The sequence below is a fragment of the Massilimicrobiota sp. An142 genome, assembly GCF_002160725.1.
Taxonomy (GTDB): Bacteria; Bacillota_I; Bacilli_A; order Erysipelotrichales; family Coprobacillaceae; genus Allocoprobacillus; species Allocoprobacillus merdigallinarum.
In genome coordinates, this window is record NZ_NFLD01000008.1 from 18,923 (window position 1) to 37,224 (window position 18,302).

The window sequence follows — 18,302 nt, forward strand, 5'->3', positions numbered from 1 at the left end:
CATGAATATCACAAAGCTTATATGATTATGCTTTTAAAATATTTTCGATTTCATGAACCAATATTTTCATTTGTTCCATTGTGCCTATTGTTATTCTTAAATATTGCTCAATTCTTGGTTGATGAAAATAACGCACCAGTATACCTTTCTCTCTTAATTGTAAAAATAACTTCTGAGCATCATACTGAGGATGTTTCACAAAGATAAAATTGGCTTTTGAATCAGGCATTACAAAACCTAACTTTTTCAATTCAGACTTTGTATATTCTCGTGTTTCTATGATTTTTTGAGCATTTTGTTGGATATAATCACTATCTTCCATACTCGCAACACCAATAGCCTGTGCCAAACTATCAACAGGATAAGAATTAAATGAGTTTTTCACATCATATAGTTTAGCGATGACTTCCTGACTTCCTAGAGCTACCCCTAAACGAATTCCCGCTAATGAACGATATTTAGAAAATGTTTGTGTGATCAATAAATTTGGATATTTTTGAATCAATGGAACAGCACTTTGCCCACCAAAATCAATATATGCTTCATCAATCACAACAATACTATCCTGATTATGTTTTAAAAGATCTTCAATCATATCTAATGAAACACACAGTCCTGTTGGGGCATTAGGATTAGGGAAAATAATACCAGAATTAGGCTGAATATAATCTGCTTTGTTGATTTCAAAATCTTGATTTAAAGGAATTTTTTTGTAAGCTATCTGATACAGCTCACAATAAACTGGATAAAAAGAATAACTGATATCAGGAAACAGCACTGGTTCTTGACCATTAAAGCATGTTAAAAAGATCAGTGCCAGCACTTCATCTGAACCATTTCCAACAAAAACCTGACGTGTATCTAAATGATGATAATCAGCTAATGCCTGTCTTAATGCATCCGCATCTGGACGTGGATATAAAGCCAAATGTGAAGAATCAAAATTCAAAATCGCCTGTTTCACTTTTTCACCTGGATCATATGGATTTTCATTCGTATTTAATTTAATTAAATTTTTAATTTGTGGTTGTTCTCCTGCTTCATAAGGTTGAACATTTCTTAACTTATCTTGCCAACTCATTATTTTTCCCTCCTAACATATCTTGAATCACTTCATGAACATAATGAACATGTCTTGGTACCATTGATTTGATATCTTCATGAGCATGTTTAAAAGTATATCCCTGTCTGATAGCTTGCAGCATAGACAAATCATTATATGAATCACCTATCGCATAAATATCCTGTTCATTGATACCTAAATGCTGACAAAGCCATGTCATACCATTGCCTTTAGAACATCCTCTTGCGACAATATCAACATAATGCAAATTATAATACACACTGAGTTTATCCCCATAATGCTTTTGAATATATTCATAACAGGCTTTGGTGATTGTCATTTCCTGATTATCCTGATGAAAAGAAATAATATCAAAATGTGGTGCATTCTGATAAAGTTCCTGAAATGAAACATCAACTGGCTCTTCAAGATTTGTCATATGTTCTACACACTGTCCATGACTAAAACCATAACTGACTGCTCCATCACTATAAAAAGAATATAGATCATTAAATTGTGTCACATAATCCAAAATAGCTCTCCCTGTATACGCATCCATCTTTTTTTCATATAAAACACGATGATTTCTATCTAGAATTTGAGCTCCATTATTTAATATTAAATAATCATAAGGAAATGGAATCTCATTTAAAATCCATTTCATTTCAAAAAGTTGTCGACCTGTACAGAGTGCTATTTTATGCCCTTGTTTTTGTAGTTCTTTCATCCAATCAATGTTATCTTGACTTATATTTTGATTGTCATGAACCAATGTTCCATCTACATCACTAATTAATATCTTCATTACATATCACCTATTGTTCCTATTATATCTAACCTATATCAAAAAGCAAAGTGAAATTTTGTATATTGTTATTCCTGCACATAAATAGATTTTATCATATTTTCCATACAATCCTATTTTCCATATAATCCTATAATGCAAAAAGGATTGACTTCTATGCCATATAGAAACCAACCCTTCTTTTAAATTTTTAAGCAATATAATCTTGAGGTGTATGCACATAAGTCAACTTTGAATAATAAGATTGATCTCTACGGTATACAACAAATGAAGATTGTCCATCATAATTTCCCATACCATAATGACCTAGTCTTTCTTTTTTCTCTTCAAATTCTTTTTGACGTTCTTTAAAATCCTGCATCAATTGTGTTGTTGTGCTTTGTTGACCAGTAAATGTTTGTACAAGTTTTTGTTGGTCTTCTGTCAAAAATAATTCATCAAAAGTTGTCGCATGATCTTTGATAAAAGTAATTTTCTCATCATTATAATTATGTGCTCTATCAAATGTACGTTGAACCTGAAGTGTGAGGTTTTCATCTATTTGAATCTGATAAGTCAAATCATAAAAAATATTGTAATTATCTGCAATTTGAATCTGATATTTTTTTGTCCATGATCCAGCTTGCTTTTGTGATAATGAAGCTTCAAATTTTTCTATATCATCAACAATACCATCAACATTTGTAAACTGATTTTGAAAATCAGCTAATGTATCATAAACAGCAATCACTCTCATTGCATCACCCTGAATTTCAGGAAGCTCCACTCGCTCATTGTGTTGGATGGTTTCATCGCTTACCATATTATTAAGAACACGACTATATAATAAAGGAATAGTTATAAATGAAAAGAAAATAATGACATACAACAAATAAGTCATCGCTTTATTTTTGGGTTTTTGATAACGATAATTGTTCCTTAAATCTAATCCACAATGAGAACAAAAATTCTCATTCTCCTTTAATTCGTGTCCACATCTCGGGCATTTTTTCATATTCTATTCCTCCTCAAAATAATCATTCATAAAGACTTCAAATTCATCTAAAAACGCTTGTTTCCTTTTTTGTTGTTGTTCACGATCTTGGATATCAAAATAATCTTCATCCAAATACTGATAAGTTTCATCTATTTTCCCATTTCTAATAACCTCAATTGTAGGTGTCCAATCAAAATCTAATCTTTGATAAATATTTTCATAAAAGTCTTTTTCTGCCTGTGTTGCATCATCATCTCGAGCACGATCACGATATTCCTTAATATTCAAATAATAAATACCTGTTCCTTCATGCTCATTGATGTACTCTTCTAATACCGGATAAAAATCCTGACAATCACCACAGTCTGGTCTACCTATATATAATAAAAAAGTGACTTTTTGATCAAGCTTTTCTACCAATTCTTCATAAGGTATTTCTTGAATACCTTGAATAACCAATTTCTCTGTTTGTGTATGTTGACATCCTATTAATAATAGACATGTTATAAATAGGCATATCCATTTTTTCATGATTATCACCACTTTTGTTTAATATAACATAAAGACTCATCAATAATCAACTTATGTCTTTCCATTTTCAAAATCTATCATGACTTTTTAAACTCTATATTAACTTTATGCATTTATTGTATTTAAAAAACGCACAAACGTGCGTTTTCTTCATCTAAACTCGTTTATATCTATGAAACTGGAATAGTGACTTCTTCTACTTTTGAATTTCCATAATCAGCAATCGACTGTTTTTTGAGTGATGTCAATACATCAACTTCATTTTCAACATAATCAAATGAATCATTATATAAACGTGATTCTCCCATATATTCATCATCACTATCATAACTAGAATCAAAGTTTGTGTAATAATACATATATCTTGTTTTTTCAACATCTTGATGTGTTGAATAGTCATAACCCTGATAAGTTTCTTTAAAGACAAAGACTAAATAATTTCTTTGATATTCAATATTTTCTGTATTTTCTTTAATATAATAAGACTTATAGAAAGTTCTTTTTGAATCAGTATCATAATAAGATGAATTTGTTGATTCTTGTAATGCAGCATCATATGCTTTTTGATAAAGCGTTTTATCAATTTCAGAAGCACTTTGATATTTCACAATTAAACCTGAAACATCAAATTGTTTTGATTCTTCTTTTAAAACAACTTTTAATTGCTTAGCTGTTTCCTTTGAATATACGGCTGTTACTGTTACTTTATCACCATTAGAAAGTTCTCCATTATTTTCAATATCAAATGAAATATCACCAACAAACTGTGCTAACTGAGCATTAGTCATATCATAGTCAATATCTGACTCATCAACATAGGCTTCCCCAGCACCATCATATCCATCATATGATACGGTCATGTTTGCAAAAGCATCAATAACCGTTTTATTGAAGAATGTATCCCAAATCTTATATCCTACAAAAGCAAGCACAACAACAATGACAGCACCTAAAATCATTTTCCCATTTTTAGTTTTCAAAAATGCAATAGCTTTTTCTTTTGTAATGACTGGTTCAGCAGGTGTCTTCACTTCTTGTGTTGGAGCTGTTGTATCTTCTGTAACCGTTTGATGCACTGGTGGTGGTGATTGAATCGTCTGTCCTTTACCTGCTGGTAAATAAGCATCTAAAACAGTCACATGAATCACTTGATCTAAACGCAACATGATAAATAAATGTAATAATGCTGAAGCAAAAACAAGAATACCCATGATAGTTGTGAAAGTTTGATTTCCACCCAAACCTTGTAATGAATCACCTAGATCTATCATCTGGAATCCAAAAAATACAGAAAAGACTGTGTGTAAAATAGCATCCCATAAAATACCCTGAACTTTTTCTGTCTTTAAATAATAAAGATATAAAAGTACAGTTACAACAATCACACCTAATACACCAACCATCAAAAAGATAGCCCAATTTATAAGACTTGATAATGAACCCATCAAACTGAATACATCTGATGCCATAGTCGCAATTCTCCATAAACTGATAGATAATATCAAGTCAAATATGAGAATCAATAAACATAGTGATTTAAAAGAATATGTTTTTTTCATTGTGATTCCCCTCCTTCATCGGGATTTGATTCTTGAGAAGAACTCTCCTGATTAACGTTTATAGCCTCACCACAAAGTAGTGATGGTGTATATGGCTGTAAGAATGAAAGATGAATCACATGATACATCTGTAAAAGAATAATAATGTGGAAGATAGCACCAATGAATGTCACAACCAATGTCAATTGTAAACTTCCTAGAATTGATGCAACCATATGACTTTCTGATTGTGTAGACCCCCATATCAATGATCCTAATCCTCCCATGACTGTTGACATGATTGTATCAAAGAAGCGTAAGAATAAAACAAATTCAATTGCCCCTATAACACAACTGATAATGATAGCTATTTTTCTTTCTTCATAAATAAAAAATACAAGTAATAAAATGGCAATCACCGCTGTTGCGACAATGCCTAATAAAAAAATCAAAGAAGCATTTGTCAATGAATCTGTTGAAAAATTCGCCAAGCTTGCATAATCACCTGAACTTGATGCATTTGCAAGACTGTTTAACGGTGAATAAATCATATATGTTCCAATGAGTGCTATAACATTGACAATAGCCGTTGCGATAGCCAATGGAGCATATTTTAATTTTGGTTTCATAATAAACCCCTCCCTTTTACTTATTATATCATATTTTGACATAGATAGACTTATTTTCATGTTGTCTACAAAAAAAAGGCCAGACGTTTTGATTCGTCTTAGCCTTCATTTCTATTATTTTAATAAGCTTTCTCCAGTCATTTCTTTAGGAATTGGTAATCCTAATAACTGTAAGATTGTTGGAGCTAAATCTCCTAGTTTTCCACCTTCTTTTAATTCTAAGTGTGTATTTGTTAGAATTAAAGGTACTGGATTTGTTGTATGAGCTGTAAATGGATTTCCTTCTTCATCCAATAGTTTTTCACTGTTACCATGGTCCGCAGTAATTAACATTGTTCCACCAAGTTCAAGAACTTTTTCATAAACTTCTCCAACACATTCATCAACGACGCTGACTGCTTTGATAGCTGCAGGAATAATTCCAGTATGTCCAACCATATCACAGTTTGCAAAGTTGACAATCACAACATCATAGATATCTTTATCTAATTCAGCAATTAATGCATCTTTAACTTCATATGCACTCATTTCTGGTTGTAAATCATAAGTGGCAACTTTTGGTGAATTAATTAAAACACGAGTTGCTCCTTCAATTTCTTTATCAACTCCACCATCCATAAAGAATGTAACATGCGCATATTTTTCAGTTTCAGCAATTCTTAATTGTTTTAATCCTTGAGCTGATAAATAATCACCTAAAGTATTTGATAAATCCAATGAATGGAATGCGATATCTCCATTAACAGTATCAGCATATCTCATCATACATACAAAATGAATATTTTGTGGTTTATCTGCTGGTTTAAAGTTATCATAAACATCAGCAGTGAACACATTAGACATTTGAATTGCTCTATCTGGTCTGAAGTTTGCAAAGATAATAGCATCATTATCTGCAATAGCACCATTTGTATCTGGATTATATCCAGGAATCACGAATTCATCATAAACTTCTTTCGCATATGAATCTTTGACATATTGAACTGGATCACTATAAGTTTCACCAGATTTTCCAATTAATGCATTATAAGCTAATTCAATACGATCCATTCTTTTATCTCTGTCCATAGCATAATATCTACCAGAAATAGAAGCAATTTGACCAACACCGATTTCATTCATCTTATCTTGTAATTCTTGTACGAAATCAGCACCACTATCTGGAGCTACATCTCTACCATCTAAGAATGCATGAACATAAACTTTTTCTAATCCTTGATCTTTTGCAAGTTTTAACAATGCATAAATATGTTCATTTGAAGAGTGAACACCACCATTTGATAATAATCCCCAAATATGTAACTTAGAACCATTATCTTTTGCATGTTGAATTGCTTTTAAGAAAGCTTCATTTGTAAAGAATGTTCCATCTTCTACAGCTTTATTAATGAGTGTTAATGATTGGTACACAATTCTTCCCGCACCAATATTTAAATGCCCAACTTCACTATTTCCCATTTGTCCTTCAGGTAATCCAACGGCATTTCCACAAGCTTTTAAAGTTGTTGTTGGATACATGGCCATTAAATCATCTAAATTAGGTGTATTTGCTAATTTGACAGCATTTCCATCAACACGATCACTTAATCCATACCCATCTAAAATACATAAAACTACAGGTCTTTTTTTCATATTCTCTATACCTCCATACGCGTTCATTATACAAAATTTGACTTAAAAAATAAAGTTATATATACATTTTATTTTCTTTTTCTAGGTGTAGAAATCATATAGATACCTATAAAACTAATAACCAGAGGCCAATAAGCTTTAATACTTGTTTCCAGGTGTTGAATAAACTCATTTTGTTGTTCATGATTAATCGTTAAAATCACACCTAACATCATCATAATGATACCTATATTCTTTCTTAAATTCATTGTCATCACCAATGATATTTTAACATCCCTTATTTACGAACTTTGTCACTATCAAGCACTGAATGACAAAAGCGAAGCAACCCTCTTAAATCTACTGGTTCTCTCCCTTTTTGTGAATAAACAATAACTTCTAAACGATTGTATTCAAAACGATTAGAATGAATAATACTATTAATATCACGTCGTAATTCTGATGGTATAACAACCATCAAGTTTTCAGACATCTTTCTAAGTAAAATACAAAGTGTAGCCAGTGACAATTCTAAATCCAAAATAGCTTTGGTACGATCATGTGTCAAAATATAAGAATCAAAAACACCTTTTTTATTATCAATCTGATTAAATCTATTTAAAATCATCTCTACTCCAACCACATTATCTTCCAAAGCTTCCATATAACATAAACGTTTTAATTCTCTTTTATTTCCCATAATATATCACCTATTTTTATTATACAGAATTCATAAAAGAAAGCATAGAAAAAAGGCTATAAAAGCCTTTAATTCTCACGATATAAACGATATAAACCATGCCCATAATAAATCATCGCAATAATCATTAAAATAAGCGTTGAATAAATCAAAATTGATGAAATCATTGTTCCTGGAATATAAAAAGCAACCAGAATAATAGATACAATAAAGAATACAGCTGTTGCGACCTTACCAGGCATTTGAGCTTGAGAAAGATGTTTATCTTTTTTACGATAAATATAATATCCCACAAACAACAACATACCATCTTTCAAGACAATAATCGCAACCAGCCATGCATAGGCTGGATAAGTATACATTAATGTACATGCCACTACAAACTGTGTCAATTTATCAGCCACAGGGTCAATCAGCTTACCGAGTTCTGTAATCATATGACATTTTCTGGCAATAAATCCATCAAGAAAATCACTTAAACTCGATAGCACCAACACCCCAGCAGCCACCAAGTGTCCCTTATCTGATTGCAAATCAAAATATGCCCACAAAAATACGGGTACAAGTAATATACGAAAATAACATAATATATTTGGAATACTGAATATCTCTTTTTTTGTAAACATCATATGTCCCTGCCTTTATATATTCCCTATTATAAGGAAAATAGATAATGAAGTCAAACGTATGTTATTTTTGAATATATTCGATAATATCCTGAATAATTTCATCTTGCTTCAATGAAGAAATATCTATCTGATGTGAAGATAACTTATCATAACAAGACATACGCTCTAAGCTTCTTTTGATGATGCTTTCTTCTCTTAGACCTAAGTCAATATCTTTTTGAAGATGTTGTCTTAATGTCTGTTCATCACAGACAAGGGATATTGAATAAACCTGACAGTCATCTAAACAAAGACGATCACAAATTTGGTCAATGATAGATTGTTCATGCATCACCCAACAAAAAATAATATTTTCAATCACAGAGCAGTCAATAAAAGACTGTAACTGATATACAATATTATTGATGACCATAGCTTTGGTTTCCTCATTGACAATAAAAGGATGCATATCCCAACACCAATCACCATCTAACATAACGCTATGATTTAATTTCTTTTTTAAAAGTTGACTCGTGGTTGTTTTGCCAACTCCCATCGTTCCACCAATCATAATAAACCTTTTCATATAACCTCCAAAAAAAGCTTCGGGTCTTTTCCCAAAGCTTTTAAAATTTCAAGAATTTTCTAACTGATACAAAACTTCCAATCAAACCAACACCACATCCTAAAGCAACCATTATTCCTGAACAATGCCAAATAAATGGGAATGGTTCACGCATTGATAACATGGCTGGCAATAAATCCACAGCTCCACTGTATATCCAATTATATCCAAAATACATCACCAGAATAGGAACAATAGAACCTAATAAACCAATAAAAACACCCTCAAGCATATATGGTAAACGAATATACCAGTTGCTTGCTCCAACCATACGCATAATACTGATTTCTGTTTGACGTGATGTAATTGTAATCTTGATTGTATTGGCAATCATAAACAATGCGATAATAGTCAGTCCTACAACGAAAATAGCACCACCATTTCTAACTGTTTCTAAACTATTCACTAAAGAATTTGTAGAGTCTCCACCAGATGTCGCTTGATTGACATGTTCTAAACCACTAATCTGATCAGCTACCGTATCTATTTCTTTGGCATCGTCTACTTCAACAACATAAGCTGCTCCTAAAGGATTGTTTTCACGATAACTTTCAAACAATTTTTTCCCATCTTCATCCTGCATTTCAATTAACTTATCTAACTCATTTTCCTTAGATGAAAAAGTTGCTTTCTTAACGCCATCAATTTTTTCAATTTCAGGCAATATCTGTTGTGCTTCTTTATCACTGATTTCTCTATCCATCTGTACATAGATTGTTAAACTATCTTCAATACTATAAGTCATATCCTGAATATTAATCGCAATAACTCCAATCACTGCAATTAATAATAAGGTTATAGTCACTGCAAAAATAGATGATACAGACATAACGCCATTACGCCAAATATTTTGAAAAGCTGTTTTACAGTGTTTAGGAAAGTTTCTTATACAACTAATGAATTCCATCAACATAACCTCCTACACTTGTATCCGTTTTAATACAACCATCTTCAATTAAAATTGTTCTTTTTTTATGTTTTTGAACAATTTCTTTATCATGTGTGACAACTAATATTGTTGTATGATTAATTTCATTAATTCGCTCTAATAATTCTATAATTTCATGAGAAGTATCAGGATCCAAGTTTCCTGTTGGTTCATCAGCAATCAAAACTTTAGGATTATTCACAATCGCTCTGGCAATCGCTACACGTTGTTGTTGACCACCAGATAATTCATGAGGAAAAGCATTGGCTTTATCTTCTAATCCAACAAGTTCTAATGTTCTTCTCACTTTTTTTCTGATTTGAACTTTAGGTGTATCAGTCACTTCTAATGTAAAAGCTACATTTTCAAAGACTGTTTTTTTAGGTAATAATCTAAAGTTTTGAAAAACAACACCAATATTTCTTCTAAAATAAGGAACCTTACGATCTTTAATTTTAGAGACATCCTGTCCTGCTACTATAACTTTACCAGAACTGGCTTTTTCTTCACGATACAATAATTTGATGAAAGTTGATTTACCTGCACCAGTTGGACCAATGACATAAACAAACTCACCATCACCAATATCAACATTCATATTATTAACGGCTCTTACACCGGTTTTATATACTTTTGTTACATTTTCAAGTTTTATCATCCAATCACCTCTCGACATATTATAACATATATTTCAACGAATAAAATGGGAAATAATGGATTTCTTGTAAAATCATAATGAACACATTTTTCTGTTTTTCTTTGTTTTCTTTTTAAAATTTTGTATAATAATATTAGAGAGGTGGTATGCATGAGAAAATGTCCAAGATGTCATAAAGAAATGAAAGAAGATTGTTATATTAAAGATACTGCACAACCTATTAGTGACTTTACAATCATCGAAAAAAATGAAAACCTGAAGAAAAAGGAATATGCTTTAAAAGCGGCATTATGTAAATCTTGTGGATATGTTGAATTATATGTAGACATCAATGAGGATTAAGTCCTCTTTTTCTTTACTTTTTTATTTTTTTATATGAAAAAGCATGTTATAATGCTTTCACGAAGGAAGTGATTACGATGTGTGGAATAGTTGGATTCGCACCTGTTAATGAAAATGCAAGTCAAGTACTAAAAAAGATGATGGATCGTATTGCTCATAGAGGGCCTGATGGTGAAGGTCAGTTCATTGATGATTATGTAGCTTTAGGACATCGCCGTTTATCTATTATAGATTTAGCTGGTGGTCAGCAACCTATGAAATCTGATCATTTGGTCGTTGTCTTTAATGGAGAAATATATAATTATCTAGAATTAAAAAAAGATTTAGAAGCCAAAGGGCATGTTTTTCAAACTCATAGTGATACAGAAGTGATTTTACATGGTTTTCAAGAATATCGTTATGATGTTGTGAATTATTTAAGAGGGATGTTTGCTTTTGCATTATATGATACTGAGACACATGAGTTATTCTGTGCCAGAGATCATTTTGGAATTAAACCTTTCTATTATTATGATGATCCTGCTCATTTCTTATTTGCAAGTGAAATCAAAGGTTTCTTAGATCATCCTGATTTTAAAAAAGAATTAAATACTGAAGTCTTAGATATTTATTTAAAAATGAATTATGTAGCTGGTGAAAAGACTTTCTTTAAAAATGTTAAACAATTGTTACCAGGACATTATCTTATTTATAACGATCAAAAGATTCAAATTAAACGTTATTATCATATTGAATTCAAAGATCAATATAAAACTGATCAGGAAATGATTCAAGCTATTGATCAAATCATGAAAGATTCTATCCAACATCATTTGATTGCTGATGTTGAAGTTGGATCATTCTTAAGCAGTGGGATTGATTCATCATATCTTGTTTCATTAGCGAGACCTCAACATACTTATACAGTTGGATATAATGATGAAAGATATAATGAAATTAACTACGCTAAAGATTTAACACAACAATTAGGTATTGAAAACAAAAGCAAAATTATTACTAAAGAAGAATATTTGGAAGTCTTACCAAAGATTATGTATCATTTAGATGAACCAACTGCCGATCCAGCTGCAGTCGCTTTATATTTTGTTAGTCAACTTGCCAGTCAGGATGTCAAAGTTGTTTTATCTGGTGAAGGTGCTGATGAATTTTTTGGTGGTTATAATACTTATCGTGGAGATATTGATAGTGGATTGTATGGAAAAATTCCTTTCTTCATTCGTCATGCTATTGCATCTATATGTAAACATCTACCCACATTTAAAGGTATTCCTTTCTTAATTAGAAATGGTGAACGTATTGAAGATTATTATGTAGGTGTTAATCCTGTTTTCTCTGATAATGATTGTAAACATTTATTAAAAGATACAAGTCATTTACATAGTCATAAAGATATTGTTGGAAATGTCTTTGATCGTGTTCAAAAAGCAACAAATATTCAAAAAAGACAAGCTTTTGATTTACAAACTTGGTTTATTAAAGACATCTTGCAAAAAGGTGATAAAATGACAATGGCTCATTCTATTGAAAGTCGTGTTCCTTTTACAGATAAAGAAGTTTTCCAAGTCGCAAGTCAATTAAAAGATAATCAAAAAGTCACAAAAGAAAATACAAAAGTCTTATTAAGACAAGCTGCTAAAAAAGTCATTCCTAATGAAGCTTACAAGAAAAAGAAATTAGGTTTCCCTGTTCCACTTAGAGAATGGATGCGTGAAGATGATCTTTATCAAAAAGTTTATGATGGTTTACAGACACCTATTATTAAACAATTGTTTGATGATCAAAAACTATTATCTATGTTAGAAGACCATAAAAATCATAAACATGACTATTATAAAAAAATCTGGACTGTCTATTGCTTCTCATTATGGCATCAGGTTTTCTTTGCAGAAGAATACAAACACTAAGTTAAATATCTTAGTGTTTTTTTGTTATAGTTATGAAGAAAGAAAAACTCCAATCTTAGTTGATGCTAATGGAAAGGTTACTTTATCGCTTCATTAGCACTTATTAGTGTAGGAATTCTTGTTGTTAATAAAAAAGAAAATCATTGTAGTTATATGTAATGAAAAAGCTGATTGAGTAAGTCACAATGAACGACTTATTCATATCAGCTTTTTTTATACATCACTAAGTTTAATGATTGTGGACATACTTGAAAATGATAACTGTCTGCTTTATATTCTTCACCATCAATATTACAGCTATGACGACAGTAAGCTGTTGCTTCTTTTACTTTATAATAATGGACTTCATGTCGTTTATGTAATTGATGTGATAAAAGATAAGTGACTAGATAAGGTATTTTAATCTTTGGTACACGATCGACAACACAGATATCCATATAACCATCCTGAATTTGAGCTTGAGGTGTGATTTGAAAACCACCACCATAATATTGTGCATTATTTAATGTACAGAGAATCGTCTGATTATCATAAAGACATTTTCCATCTGATACAATCTTTACATGATGATTATCATAACGAAATACTTGTTTAAAAATAGATATAATATAACTCTGTGATTCAGGTACAAATGGAATATCTGGAATATCATGGACTTTATTCGCAATCATACTATCTAATCCAAAACATGCTGCATTAAGATAATATCTGTCATTGATTTGAATGGTATCAACTTTTTGGCTTTTTTGCTTTAATGATTGAATTAATAGTTGACGGATATCCTTTTCTTTTGTAAGTGTACGACAAAAATCATTCCCCGTTCCAAAAGGTAAAATAACGAGCTCATGTTCACTATGTACTAACGCCTGCAACAAGCCATTGATTGTTCCATCTCCACCAACTGCATAAAATCTTGATGGTTCTAAACAATTTTGAATGTATTTTTGACTATCTTGCATTGATGTTGTATAAACAATTTCATATACATATTCCTGCATGATATCATGAATCATGCCTTCTAAATCATGATGACGCTTTGTATCATGCATCATAAAAATATGTTTCATTTTTCCTACTCCTATAGACAATGTGTTATATATCTTTGAAAGCTCCCTTTTTGTATCATAGCTTGATCTTTCATATGATATCCTATATTTATTAATTCTTTTTGCATTGGAACATGTGAAATTAAAACCAGTTCTGATGCAATATCTCTGGTCTTTTCTAAAAGTTCGCATTGTTGCTGATATGTAAATGGACTATATACACCATAAGGAATATCTAAAATACAGACATCATATGTTTTCTTTAATGTTCTCATATCACATCTTTGAATCAATAATGGATCATACCCATAATGTTCTAAGTTCAATCTTGCCTGATAAGCCACATATTTATTGATATCATAACCAACAATATGAGCATTCATGCTCAATCCTTCTAAAACAACAGTTCCTACTCCACAACATGGATCAACAATCGTTTTAGATAAATCATTTCCTAAAGCAATATTAACAACTGCTCTCGCATCTCTTAAGGCTAATGAATGTGAATATGAATAAGGTTTATCATTATGTTGATTCCAGCTCATATCATTTTGATAAATACCAAAATACCATATTTCATGAATTTTTGTAATCGCAAAGATTGTTTGAGGATGATGCATATTCACTGAACCAGCAATAGGCAAGGCAATCTGTTTACATTTATCAATTGATTCCTGATATGGCACATGTGTGATTTCGTTTTTTAAATAGATGACTTTAAAATCATAATAACAATAATTCTGTTGTTCAATAAAATTGATTATTTCATCAAAACAGGCACTTTCATATAAAATATTTAATTTTCCCCTGATATAAACACTTCTGGAATAATCAAAATCCTGATTCGTTATATAATATTTTGTTTGCATATCTTCATGAAAAATATGTCTAAATTCCATTTCACATAAGTTCTGTTCATGTGGCGAATAATTATAAATATATAAATATTTCAGCTTGTTTCCCTCATTTCTTACATTTTTGTTATCTTGATTATTTATAGTATACATAAATTTAGAAATGTTGTAAAATAGAGATACGTTTGGGAGGTGTTTTTTATTTTTGGGATTCAGTATTTAAAAACACATTTTACACATCATCAAAGATATATCATTGTTGCTGTTTTTTCAATGTTTTTACCTTTTTATATGTGTGGAGGGATTTTAATATTTTTAACACTTCGTTTATTATGGAAAGGGGAAATACAGGAAGCTTATAGACAAATACCTAAAAGTCGTTTTATTATTTATTTTAGTTTATTAAGTGCTATTGTTTCTCTGTTTTATCAAAACTATTATGGTTTTGTTTGTAGCATTGGTATTTTAGTGATTTTATCTTTTGTTTTATATTATCGTATTCATATTGATTCACGATTATTTGAATATATAACAAACTGTATTATTGTTTTAAGTATTTTTGCAGCTTTATATGGTTTAATTGAATATATTGGTATTTTGAATTCTTACAATATTGATCAATTTGAAATCATGATTTTCAATCGTCCTCAAGATCGTATTAATTCCGTTTTCTTTAATGCTAATTACTATGCTATGATGATTGAATTCTTTGTTTGTTTAACTTTCTATAAAATATTAAAAATTAAAGATATAAAATTAGAATGGAAAAAATTTATTTATTATGTCGCAGTCATTGGATTAAATCTTTTTGTTTTATTATTGACTGCCTGTCGAACTGCATGGCCTGCATTAGCTGGTGGCATTTTAATTATGTTGATTGTAGACAAGCATTATAAAACATGTGCATGCATATTAGCTCTTGTTATTGTGGCTTGTATTTATTTCCTATTAAATCCATCAAAATTCCCACGTGTTGATAATATTGTTGCTTATTTCATGACACGTGCTGGTATCTGGGAAGTTGCTATTCAAAATATTATAACACATCCTTTGTTTGGTGAAGGCCCTATGACTTATATGCATATTTATCCATTATATCATGGTCATCCAACCGAACATGCTCATAGTATTTATTTAGATCCATTGCTTTGTTTTGGAATTGTCGGATTATTAACTATTGCTCCATATATTTATTCTAATATTCAAAGATTATATCGTTTATGGAAATTAAAAGTTGATAAGACATTGGTTGCATTGATTATATCCTTTACAGTGATGATCTTTATTCACGGGATATTAGATTATACTATTTTCTTTGTTCAGACTGGATTTTTATACCTTTTAATTGCCAGCTCTTTTGATGTTCATAAACATGCTTTAAAAGCTTATGAAAGCCTACGTAAGTAGGTTTTTTATGTTATAATAAATAAGAGGAGTGCGATATCTATGCACAAATGGTTCTGGTATTCTTTAAACCCTGAAGAAAAATTTCAGCGTTATAAACATTCACTTTGGCTTTTGATTCTTGCTATCATTGTGCTTTTCATTAAGTTCGATTTGATAATTGCACTTGGTTATTCTCTTGTCCTCATTATTTTTTCATATCTTGGTTATAAACATTTTCAAAGAGAAGCTATGGCATATAAAGAAAGAAAAAGTTGTCAAAAGACGTTATAAACGTTTTATGACAACTTTTTAAAATAAACCTAAGCGATGCAATTCATGATAAATTCCATCATCCTGTACACTTTCACATATAGCATTTCCATATTGTTTGAGTTCTTTTGATCCATTTGCCATGACAACACCATATTCACAAGTCTGAATCATCGCATAATCATTCATACTATCTCCAAAAGCAATTGTATTTTGAATAGGAATATTTAAATATTCACATACCTTTTCAACAGCTGTTCCCTTATCTGTTCCTTTCATAATAATTTCACCATTAATGACATCTTGAGAAAAGATTTCATGAATGACAAAATGAAATTTATCTGATAGAACACGTTTAGGTTCTTCTAAATCTTCCTCTTTTTCACACATAAAACATAGCTTTTGAATAGGAATAGGATTTTCATCATATTCCTTTAATGGATGAATATTAAAATGTTCTTTTTGTTCATTTAATAATCTCTGTAATTCAGAATTTAAATTTTCTCCATCTTTTAAACGATGTTTTACAAATTCATAATTCATCTTTTCATCTTGAAAAGTCATATGATTAGCTTCTAAATTATATAAAATGTGATGCTGATCAAAAATATGTCTTGCCAGTTGAATATCTTCTTGACTCAAACATGATTCAAAGATTTTTTGACCATGCACCTCAATATATCCACCCGCACTACTGATAATACCATCGAAACCAATTGGAAAAAGTGGTCTAGCTCCTGCATAACTTCTTCCTGTACATAAAAAGACTTCATGTCCATTTTCTTGAACTTGATGAATAGCTTCTTGCACCTTTGGTGATACTCGTCCATCTGGCAATGTCAATGTTCCATCTGCATCTAAAAAGATTAATTTCTTGTCCATCAAATCCCCCCTATTTTCATTATAATCAAATCTCTATAAAAACCAAATTTGTTTCAAATACTGCAAATCTATAATCTTTTTTCAAAGTGTCCATCCACTGACATACCTTCAAAAAATAAAGTAAATGCTTGTGGATCAAGACCTTTAATAATATGTTTGAGTTGATTCACTTCATATTTACTAATCACTGTTACCATAACATAAGTATTTTCTTTTGTATAAGCACCTTTTCCTTGCCAAAAAGTCATTCCACGTCCCATTTCAGATAAAACTTTATTTTGAATTTCTAATTGTTTTGTAAAAATAACACATGTTACATTGATATTTTGATAATGAGTTTTATCTAAAACAAGTGTAAAACATGTCGTATAAATGGCAGAATAAATGGCTATTTCAATATGAAATAAAAATGCACACACAACATAGATTGATAAATTAATAAATAATGATAATTTTCCTACTGAAAAATGTGGTAACTTTTTTGTAAAATAGACACCTAAAATGTCTAATCCTCCACCACTTCCAGAACAGCGTAATGTTAGACCTATACCAAATCCAGTCACAATTCCACCAATAATACAATTGGTAAGAATATCATCAACAAGTGGTGTTGTTGGAATCATGATGAATGTTAAAAAGATAGTTTGAGAAATAACAGATAATAGCGTTCTGACAAAAAAACGTTTAGAAATGGTATGATAAGCTAACATAAATAGAGGTATGTTAATCGCAAAGTTAATAATTCCTGATATATCTATTGAAGATGGAAACATGCCATTACTGATTTGTTCTAATAGTGTTCTTATAATTTGAGCAATTCCTAATACCCCACTACTATATAATTGCACAGGTACTACAAATAAATTTACTCCCAATGCAAAAATAAATGCCCCTAATATAATGAAAAAATATCTTTTACTTTCCTGATTCAAAATCATATCGCTCC

20 protein-coding genes are annotated in these 18,302 nt (G+C 30.6%); 3 read left to right on the forward strand and 17 right to left on the reverse strand.

Annotation, left to right across the window (positions count from 1 at the left end; all coding sequences use genetic code 11):
- Positions 1-25: 25 nt before the first annotated feature.
- From hisC to ftsE, 13 genes are all read right to left on the reverse strand, one after another.
- Positions 26-1,081 (reverse strand): histidinol-phosphate transaminase, encoded by a 1,056-nt coding sequence (hisC, locus tag B5E87_RS05100; RefSeq protein ID WP_087243851.1) that lies wholly within the window; start codon positions 1,079-1,081, stop codon positions 26-28.
- On the reverse strand, positions 1,065-1,868 hold the full coding sequence (locus B5E87_RS05105) for a Cof-type HAD-IIB family hydrolase (RefSeq protein WP_087243852.1): 804 nt from the start codon (positions 1,866-1,868) through the stop codon (positions 1,065-1,067). Before B5E87_RS05105 ends, hisC begins: the two co-directional genes overlap by 17 nt.
- A 190-nt stretch (positions 1,869-2,058) precedes the next feature.
- The gene (locus B5E87_RS05110) at positions 2,059-2,862 is read right to left on the reverse strand and encodes a zinc ribbon domain-containing protein (protein ID WP_087243853.1); all 804 of its coding nucleotides are present in this window, start codon (positions 2,860-2,862) and stop codon (positions 2,059-2,061) included.
- Between the two features lie 3 nt (positions 2,863-2,865).
- On the reverse strand, positions 2,866-3,375 hold the full coding sequence (locus tag B5E87_RS05115; RefSeq protein ID WP_087243854.1) for a thioredoxin family protein: 510 nt from the start codon (positions 3,373-3,375) through the stop codon (positions 2,866-2,868).
- A 170-nt stretch (positions 3,376-3,545) separates the two neighbouring features.
- Positions 3,546-4,934: a hypothetical protein gene (locus B5E87_RS05120; protein ID WP_087243855.1), complete on the reverse strand. Its 1,389-nt coding sequence runs from the start codon at positions 4,932-4,934 to the stop codon at positions 3,546-3,548.
- Positions 4,931-5,542, reverse strand: coding sequence for a hypothetical protein (locus B5E87_RS05125; RefSeq protein WP_087243856.1), 612 nt, complete (start codon positions 5,540-5,542; stop codon positions 4,931-4,933). Before B5E87_RS05125 ends, B5E87_RS05120 begins: the two co-directional genes overlap by 4 nt.
- A gap of 114 nt (positions 5,543-5,656) precedes the next feature.
- Positions 5,657-7,174 carry a 2,3-bisphosphoglycerate-independent phosphoglycerate mutase gene (gene gpmI, locus B5E87_RS05130; protein ID WP_087243857.1) on the reverse strand — a complete coding sequence of 506 codons (1,518 nt, stop codon included), beginning with the start codon at positions 7,172-7,174 and terminating at the stop codon, positions 5,657-5,659.
- 68 nt (positions 7,175-7,242) lie between these two features.
- A complete protein-coding gene (locus tag B5E87_RS05135; protein ID WP_087243858.1) occupies positions 7,243-7,422 on the reverse strand; it encodes a hypothetical protein in 180 nt (59 codons plus the stop codon).
- Positions 7,423-7,451: 29 nt separating this feature from the next.
- Positions 7,452-7,853 carry a hypothetical protein gene (locus B5E87_RS05140; RefSeq protein WP_087243859.1) on the reverse strand — a complete coding sequence of 134 codons (402 nt, stop codon included), beginning with the start codon at positions 7,851-7,853 and terminating at the stop codon, positions 7,452-7,454.
- 68 nt (positions 7,854-7,921) lie between these two features.
- Positions 7,922-8,482, reverse strand: coding sequence for a CDP-alcohol phosphatidyltransferase family protein (locus tag B5E87_RS05145; protein ID WP_241147134.1), 561 nt, complete (start codon positions 8,480-8,482; stop codon positions 7,922-7,924).
- A 61-nt stretch (positions 8,483-8,543) separates the two neighbouring features.
- The gene (locus B5E87_RS05150) at positions 8,544-9,047 is read right to left on the reverse strand and encodes an AAA family ATPase (protein ID WP_087243861.1); all 504 of its coding nucleotides are present in this window, start codon (positions 9,045-9,047) and stop codon (positions 8,544-8,546) included.
- A 40-nt stretch (positions 9,048-9,087) separates the two neighbouring features.
- Positions 9,088-9,993 (reverse strand): permease-like cell division protein FtsX, encoded by a 906-nt coding sequence (gene ftsX, locus B5E87_RS05155; protein ID WP_087243862.1) that lies wholly within the window; start codon positions 9,991-9,993, stop codon positions 9,088-9,090.
- A complete protein-coding gene (gene ftsE, locus B5E87_RS05160) occupies positions 9,980-10,672 on the reverse strand; it encodes a cell division ATP-binding protein FtsE (RefSeq protein ID WP_087243863.1) in 693 nt (230 codons plus the stop codon). The genes ftsX and ftsE overlap by 14 nt, the downstream gene beginning before the upstream one ends.
- 150 nt (positions 10,673-10,822) lie before the next feature.
- On the opposite strand from ftsE, the gene B5E87_RS05165 reads away from it, so the two are divergent.
- Entirely contained in the window at positions 10,823-11,014 is a 192-nt protein-coding gene (locus tag B5E87_RS05165; RefSeq protein ID WP_087243864.1) for a hypothetical protein, read from the forward strand.
- Between the two features lie 77 nt (positions 11,015-11,091).
- Positions 11,092-12,918 (forward strand): asparagine synthase (glutamine-hydrolyzing), encoded by a 1,827-nt coding sequence (gene asnB / locus B5E87_RS05170; protein WP_087243865.1) that lies wholly within the window; start codon positions 11,092-11,094, stop codon positions 12,916-12,918.
- A gap of 203 nt (positions 12,919-13,121) precedes the next feature.
- On the opposite strand, the gene B5E87_RS05175 is transcribed toward asnB, so the two are convergent.
- Positions 13,122-13,985, reverse strand: a complete 864-nt coding sequence (locus tag B5E87_RS05175) for a diacylglycerol/lipid kinase family protein (RefSeq protein ID WP_087243866.1) — start codon at positions 13,983-13,985, stop codon at positions 13,122-13,124.
- A gap of 11 nt (positions 13,986-13,996) precedes the next feature.
- Positions 13,997-14,971, reverse strand: a complete 975-nt coding sequence (locus B5E87_RS05180; protein ID WP_087243867.1) for a TRM11 family SAM-dependent methyltransferase — start codon at positions 14,969-14,971, stop codon at positions 13,997-13,999.
- A gap of 39 nt (positions 14,972-15,010) precedes the next feature.
- On the opposite strand from B5E87_RS05180, the gene B5E87_RS05185 reads away from it, so the two are divergent.
- On the forward strand, positions 15,011-16,225 hold the full coding sequence (locus B5E87_RS05185) for an O-antigen ligase family protein (protein WP_087243868.1): 1,215 nt from the start codon (positions 15,011-15,013) through the stop codon (positions 16,223-16,225).
- Between the two features lie 288 nt (positions 16,226-16,513).
- Here the strand turns inward: B5E87_RS05185 and B5E87_RS05195 are convergent, their stop codons facing one another.
- Positions 16,514-17,356 (reverse strand): HAD family hydrolase, encoded by an 843-nt coding sequence (locus tag B5E87_RS05195; protein ID WP_087243870.1) that lies wholly within the window; start codon positions 17,354-17,356, stop codon positions 16,514-16,516.
- A 68-nt stretch (positions 17,357-17,424) separates the two neighbouring features.
- Complete coding sequence (locus B5E87_RS05200; protein WP_087243871.1) at positions 17,425-18,294, reverse strand: YitT family protein; 870 nt, start codon at positions 18,292-18,294, stop codon at positions 17,425-17,427.
- Between the last annotated feature and the right edge of the window lie 8 nt (positions 18,295-18,302).

Excerpts from the sequence above, each read along its gene's own strand:
- B5E87_RS05105 (WP_087243852.1), bottom strand. The coding sequence starts at position 1,868 with ATGAAGATATTAATTAGTGATGTAGATGGAACATTGGTTCATGACAAT.
- B5E87_RS05165 (WP_087243864.1), top strand. The coding sequence starts at position 10,823 with ATGAGAAAATGTCCAAGATGTCATAAAGAAATGAAAGAAGATTGTTAT.
- B5E87_RS05195 (WP_087243870.1), bottom strand. The coding sequence starts at position 17,356 with ATGGACAAGAAATTAATCTTTTTAGATGCAGATGGAACATTGACATTG.
- B5E87_RS05150 (WP_087243861.1), bottom strand. The coding sequence starts at position 9,047 with ATGAAAAGGTTTATTATGATTGGTGGAACGATGGGAGTTGGCAAAACA.
- B5E87_RS05120 (WP_087243855.1), bottom strand. The coding sequence starts at position 4,934 with ATGAAAAAAACATATTCTTTTAAATCACTATGTTTATTGATTCTCATA.
- B5E87_RS05175 (WP_087243866.1), bottom strand. The coding sequence starts at position 13,985 with ATGAAACATATTTTTATGATGCATGATACAAAGCGTCATCATGATTTA.
- B5E87_RS05145 (WP_241147134.1), bottom strand. The coding sequence starts at position 8,482 with ATGATGTTTACAAAAAAAGAGATATTCAGTATTCCAAATATATTATGT.
- hisC (WP_087243851.1), bottom strand. The coding sequence starts at position 1,081 with ATGAGTTGGCAAGATAAGTTAAGAAATGTTCAACCTTATGAAGCAGGA.
- B5E87_RS05180 (WP_087243867.1), bottom strand. The coding sequence starts at position 14,971 with ATGTATACTATAAATAATCAAGATAACAAAAATGTAAGAAATGAGGGA.
- B5E87_RS05125 (WP_087243856.1), bottom strand. The coding sequence starts at position 5,542 with ATGAAACCAAAATTAAAATATGCTCCATTGGCTATCGCAACGGCTATT.
- B5E87_RS05115 (WP_087243854.1), bottom strand. The coding sequence starts at position 3,375 with ATGAAAAAATGGATATGCCTATTTATAACATGTCTATTATTAATAGGA.
- B5E87_RS05200 (WP_087243871.1), bottom strand. The coding sequence starts at position 18,294 with ATGATTTTGAATCAGGAAAGTAAAAGATATTTTTTCATTATATTAGGG.
- ftsX (WP_087243862.1), bottom strand. The coding sequence starts at position 9,993 with ATGGAATTCATTAGTTGTATAAGAAACTTTCCTAAACACTGTAAAACA.
- B5E87_RS05110 (WP_087243853.1), bottom strand. The coding sequence starts at position 2,862 with ATGAAAAAATGCCCGAGATGTGGACACGAATTAAAGGAGAATGAGAAT.
- asnB (WP_087243865.1), top strand. The coding sequence starts at position 11,092 with ATGTGTGGAATAGTTGGATTCGCACCTGTTAATGAAAATGCAAGTCAA.
- B5E87_RS05135 (WP_087243858.1), bottom strand. The coding sequence starts at position 7,422 with ATGAATTTAAGAAAGAATATAGGTATCATTATGATGATGTTAGGTGTG.
- B5E87_RS05140 (WP_087243859.1), bottom strand. The coding sequence starts at position 7,853 with ATGGGAAATAAAAGAGAATTAAAACGTTTATGTTATATGGAAGCTTTG.
- gpmI (WP_087243857.1), bottom strand. The coding sequence starts at position 7,174 with ATGAAAAAAAGACCTGTAGTTTTATGTATTTTAGATGGGTATGGATTA.
- ftsE (WP_087243863.1), bottom strand. The coding sequence starts at position 10,672 with ATGATAAAACTTGAAAATGTAACAAAAGTATATAAAACCGGTGTAAGA.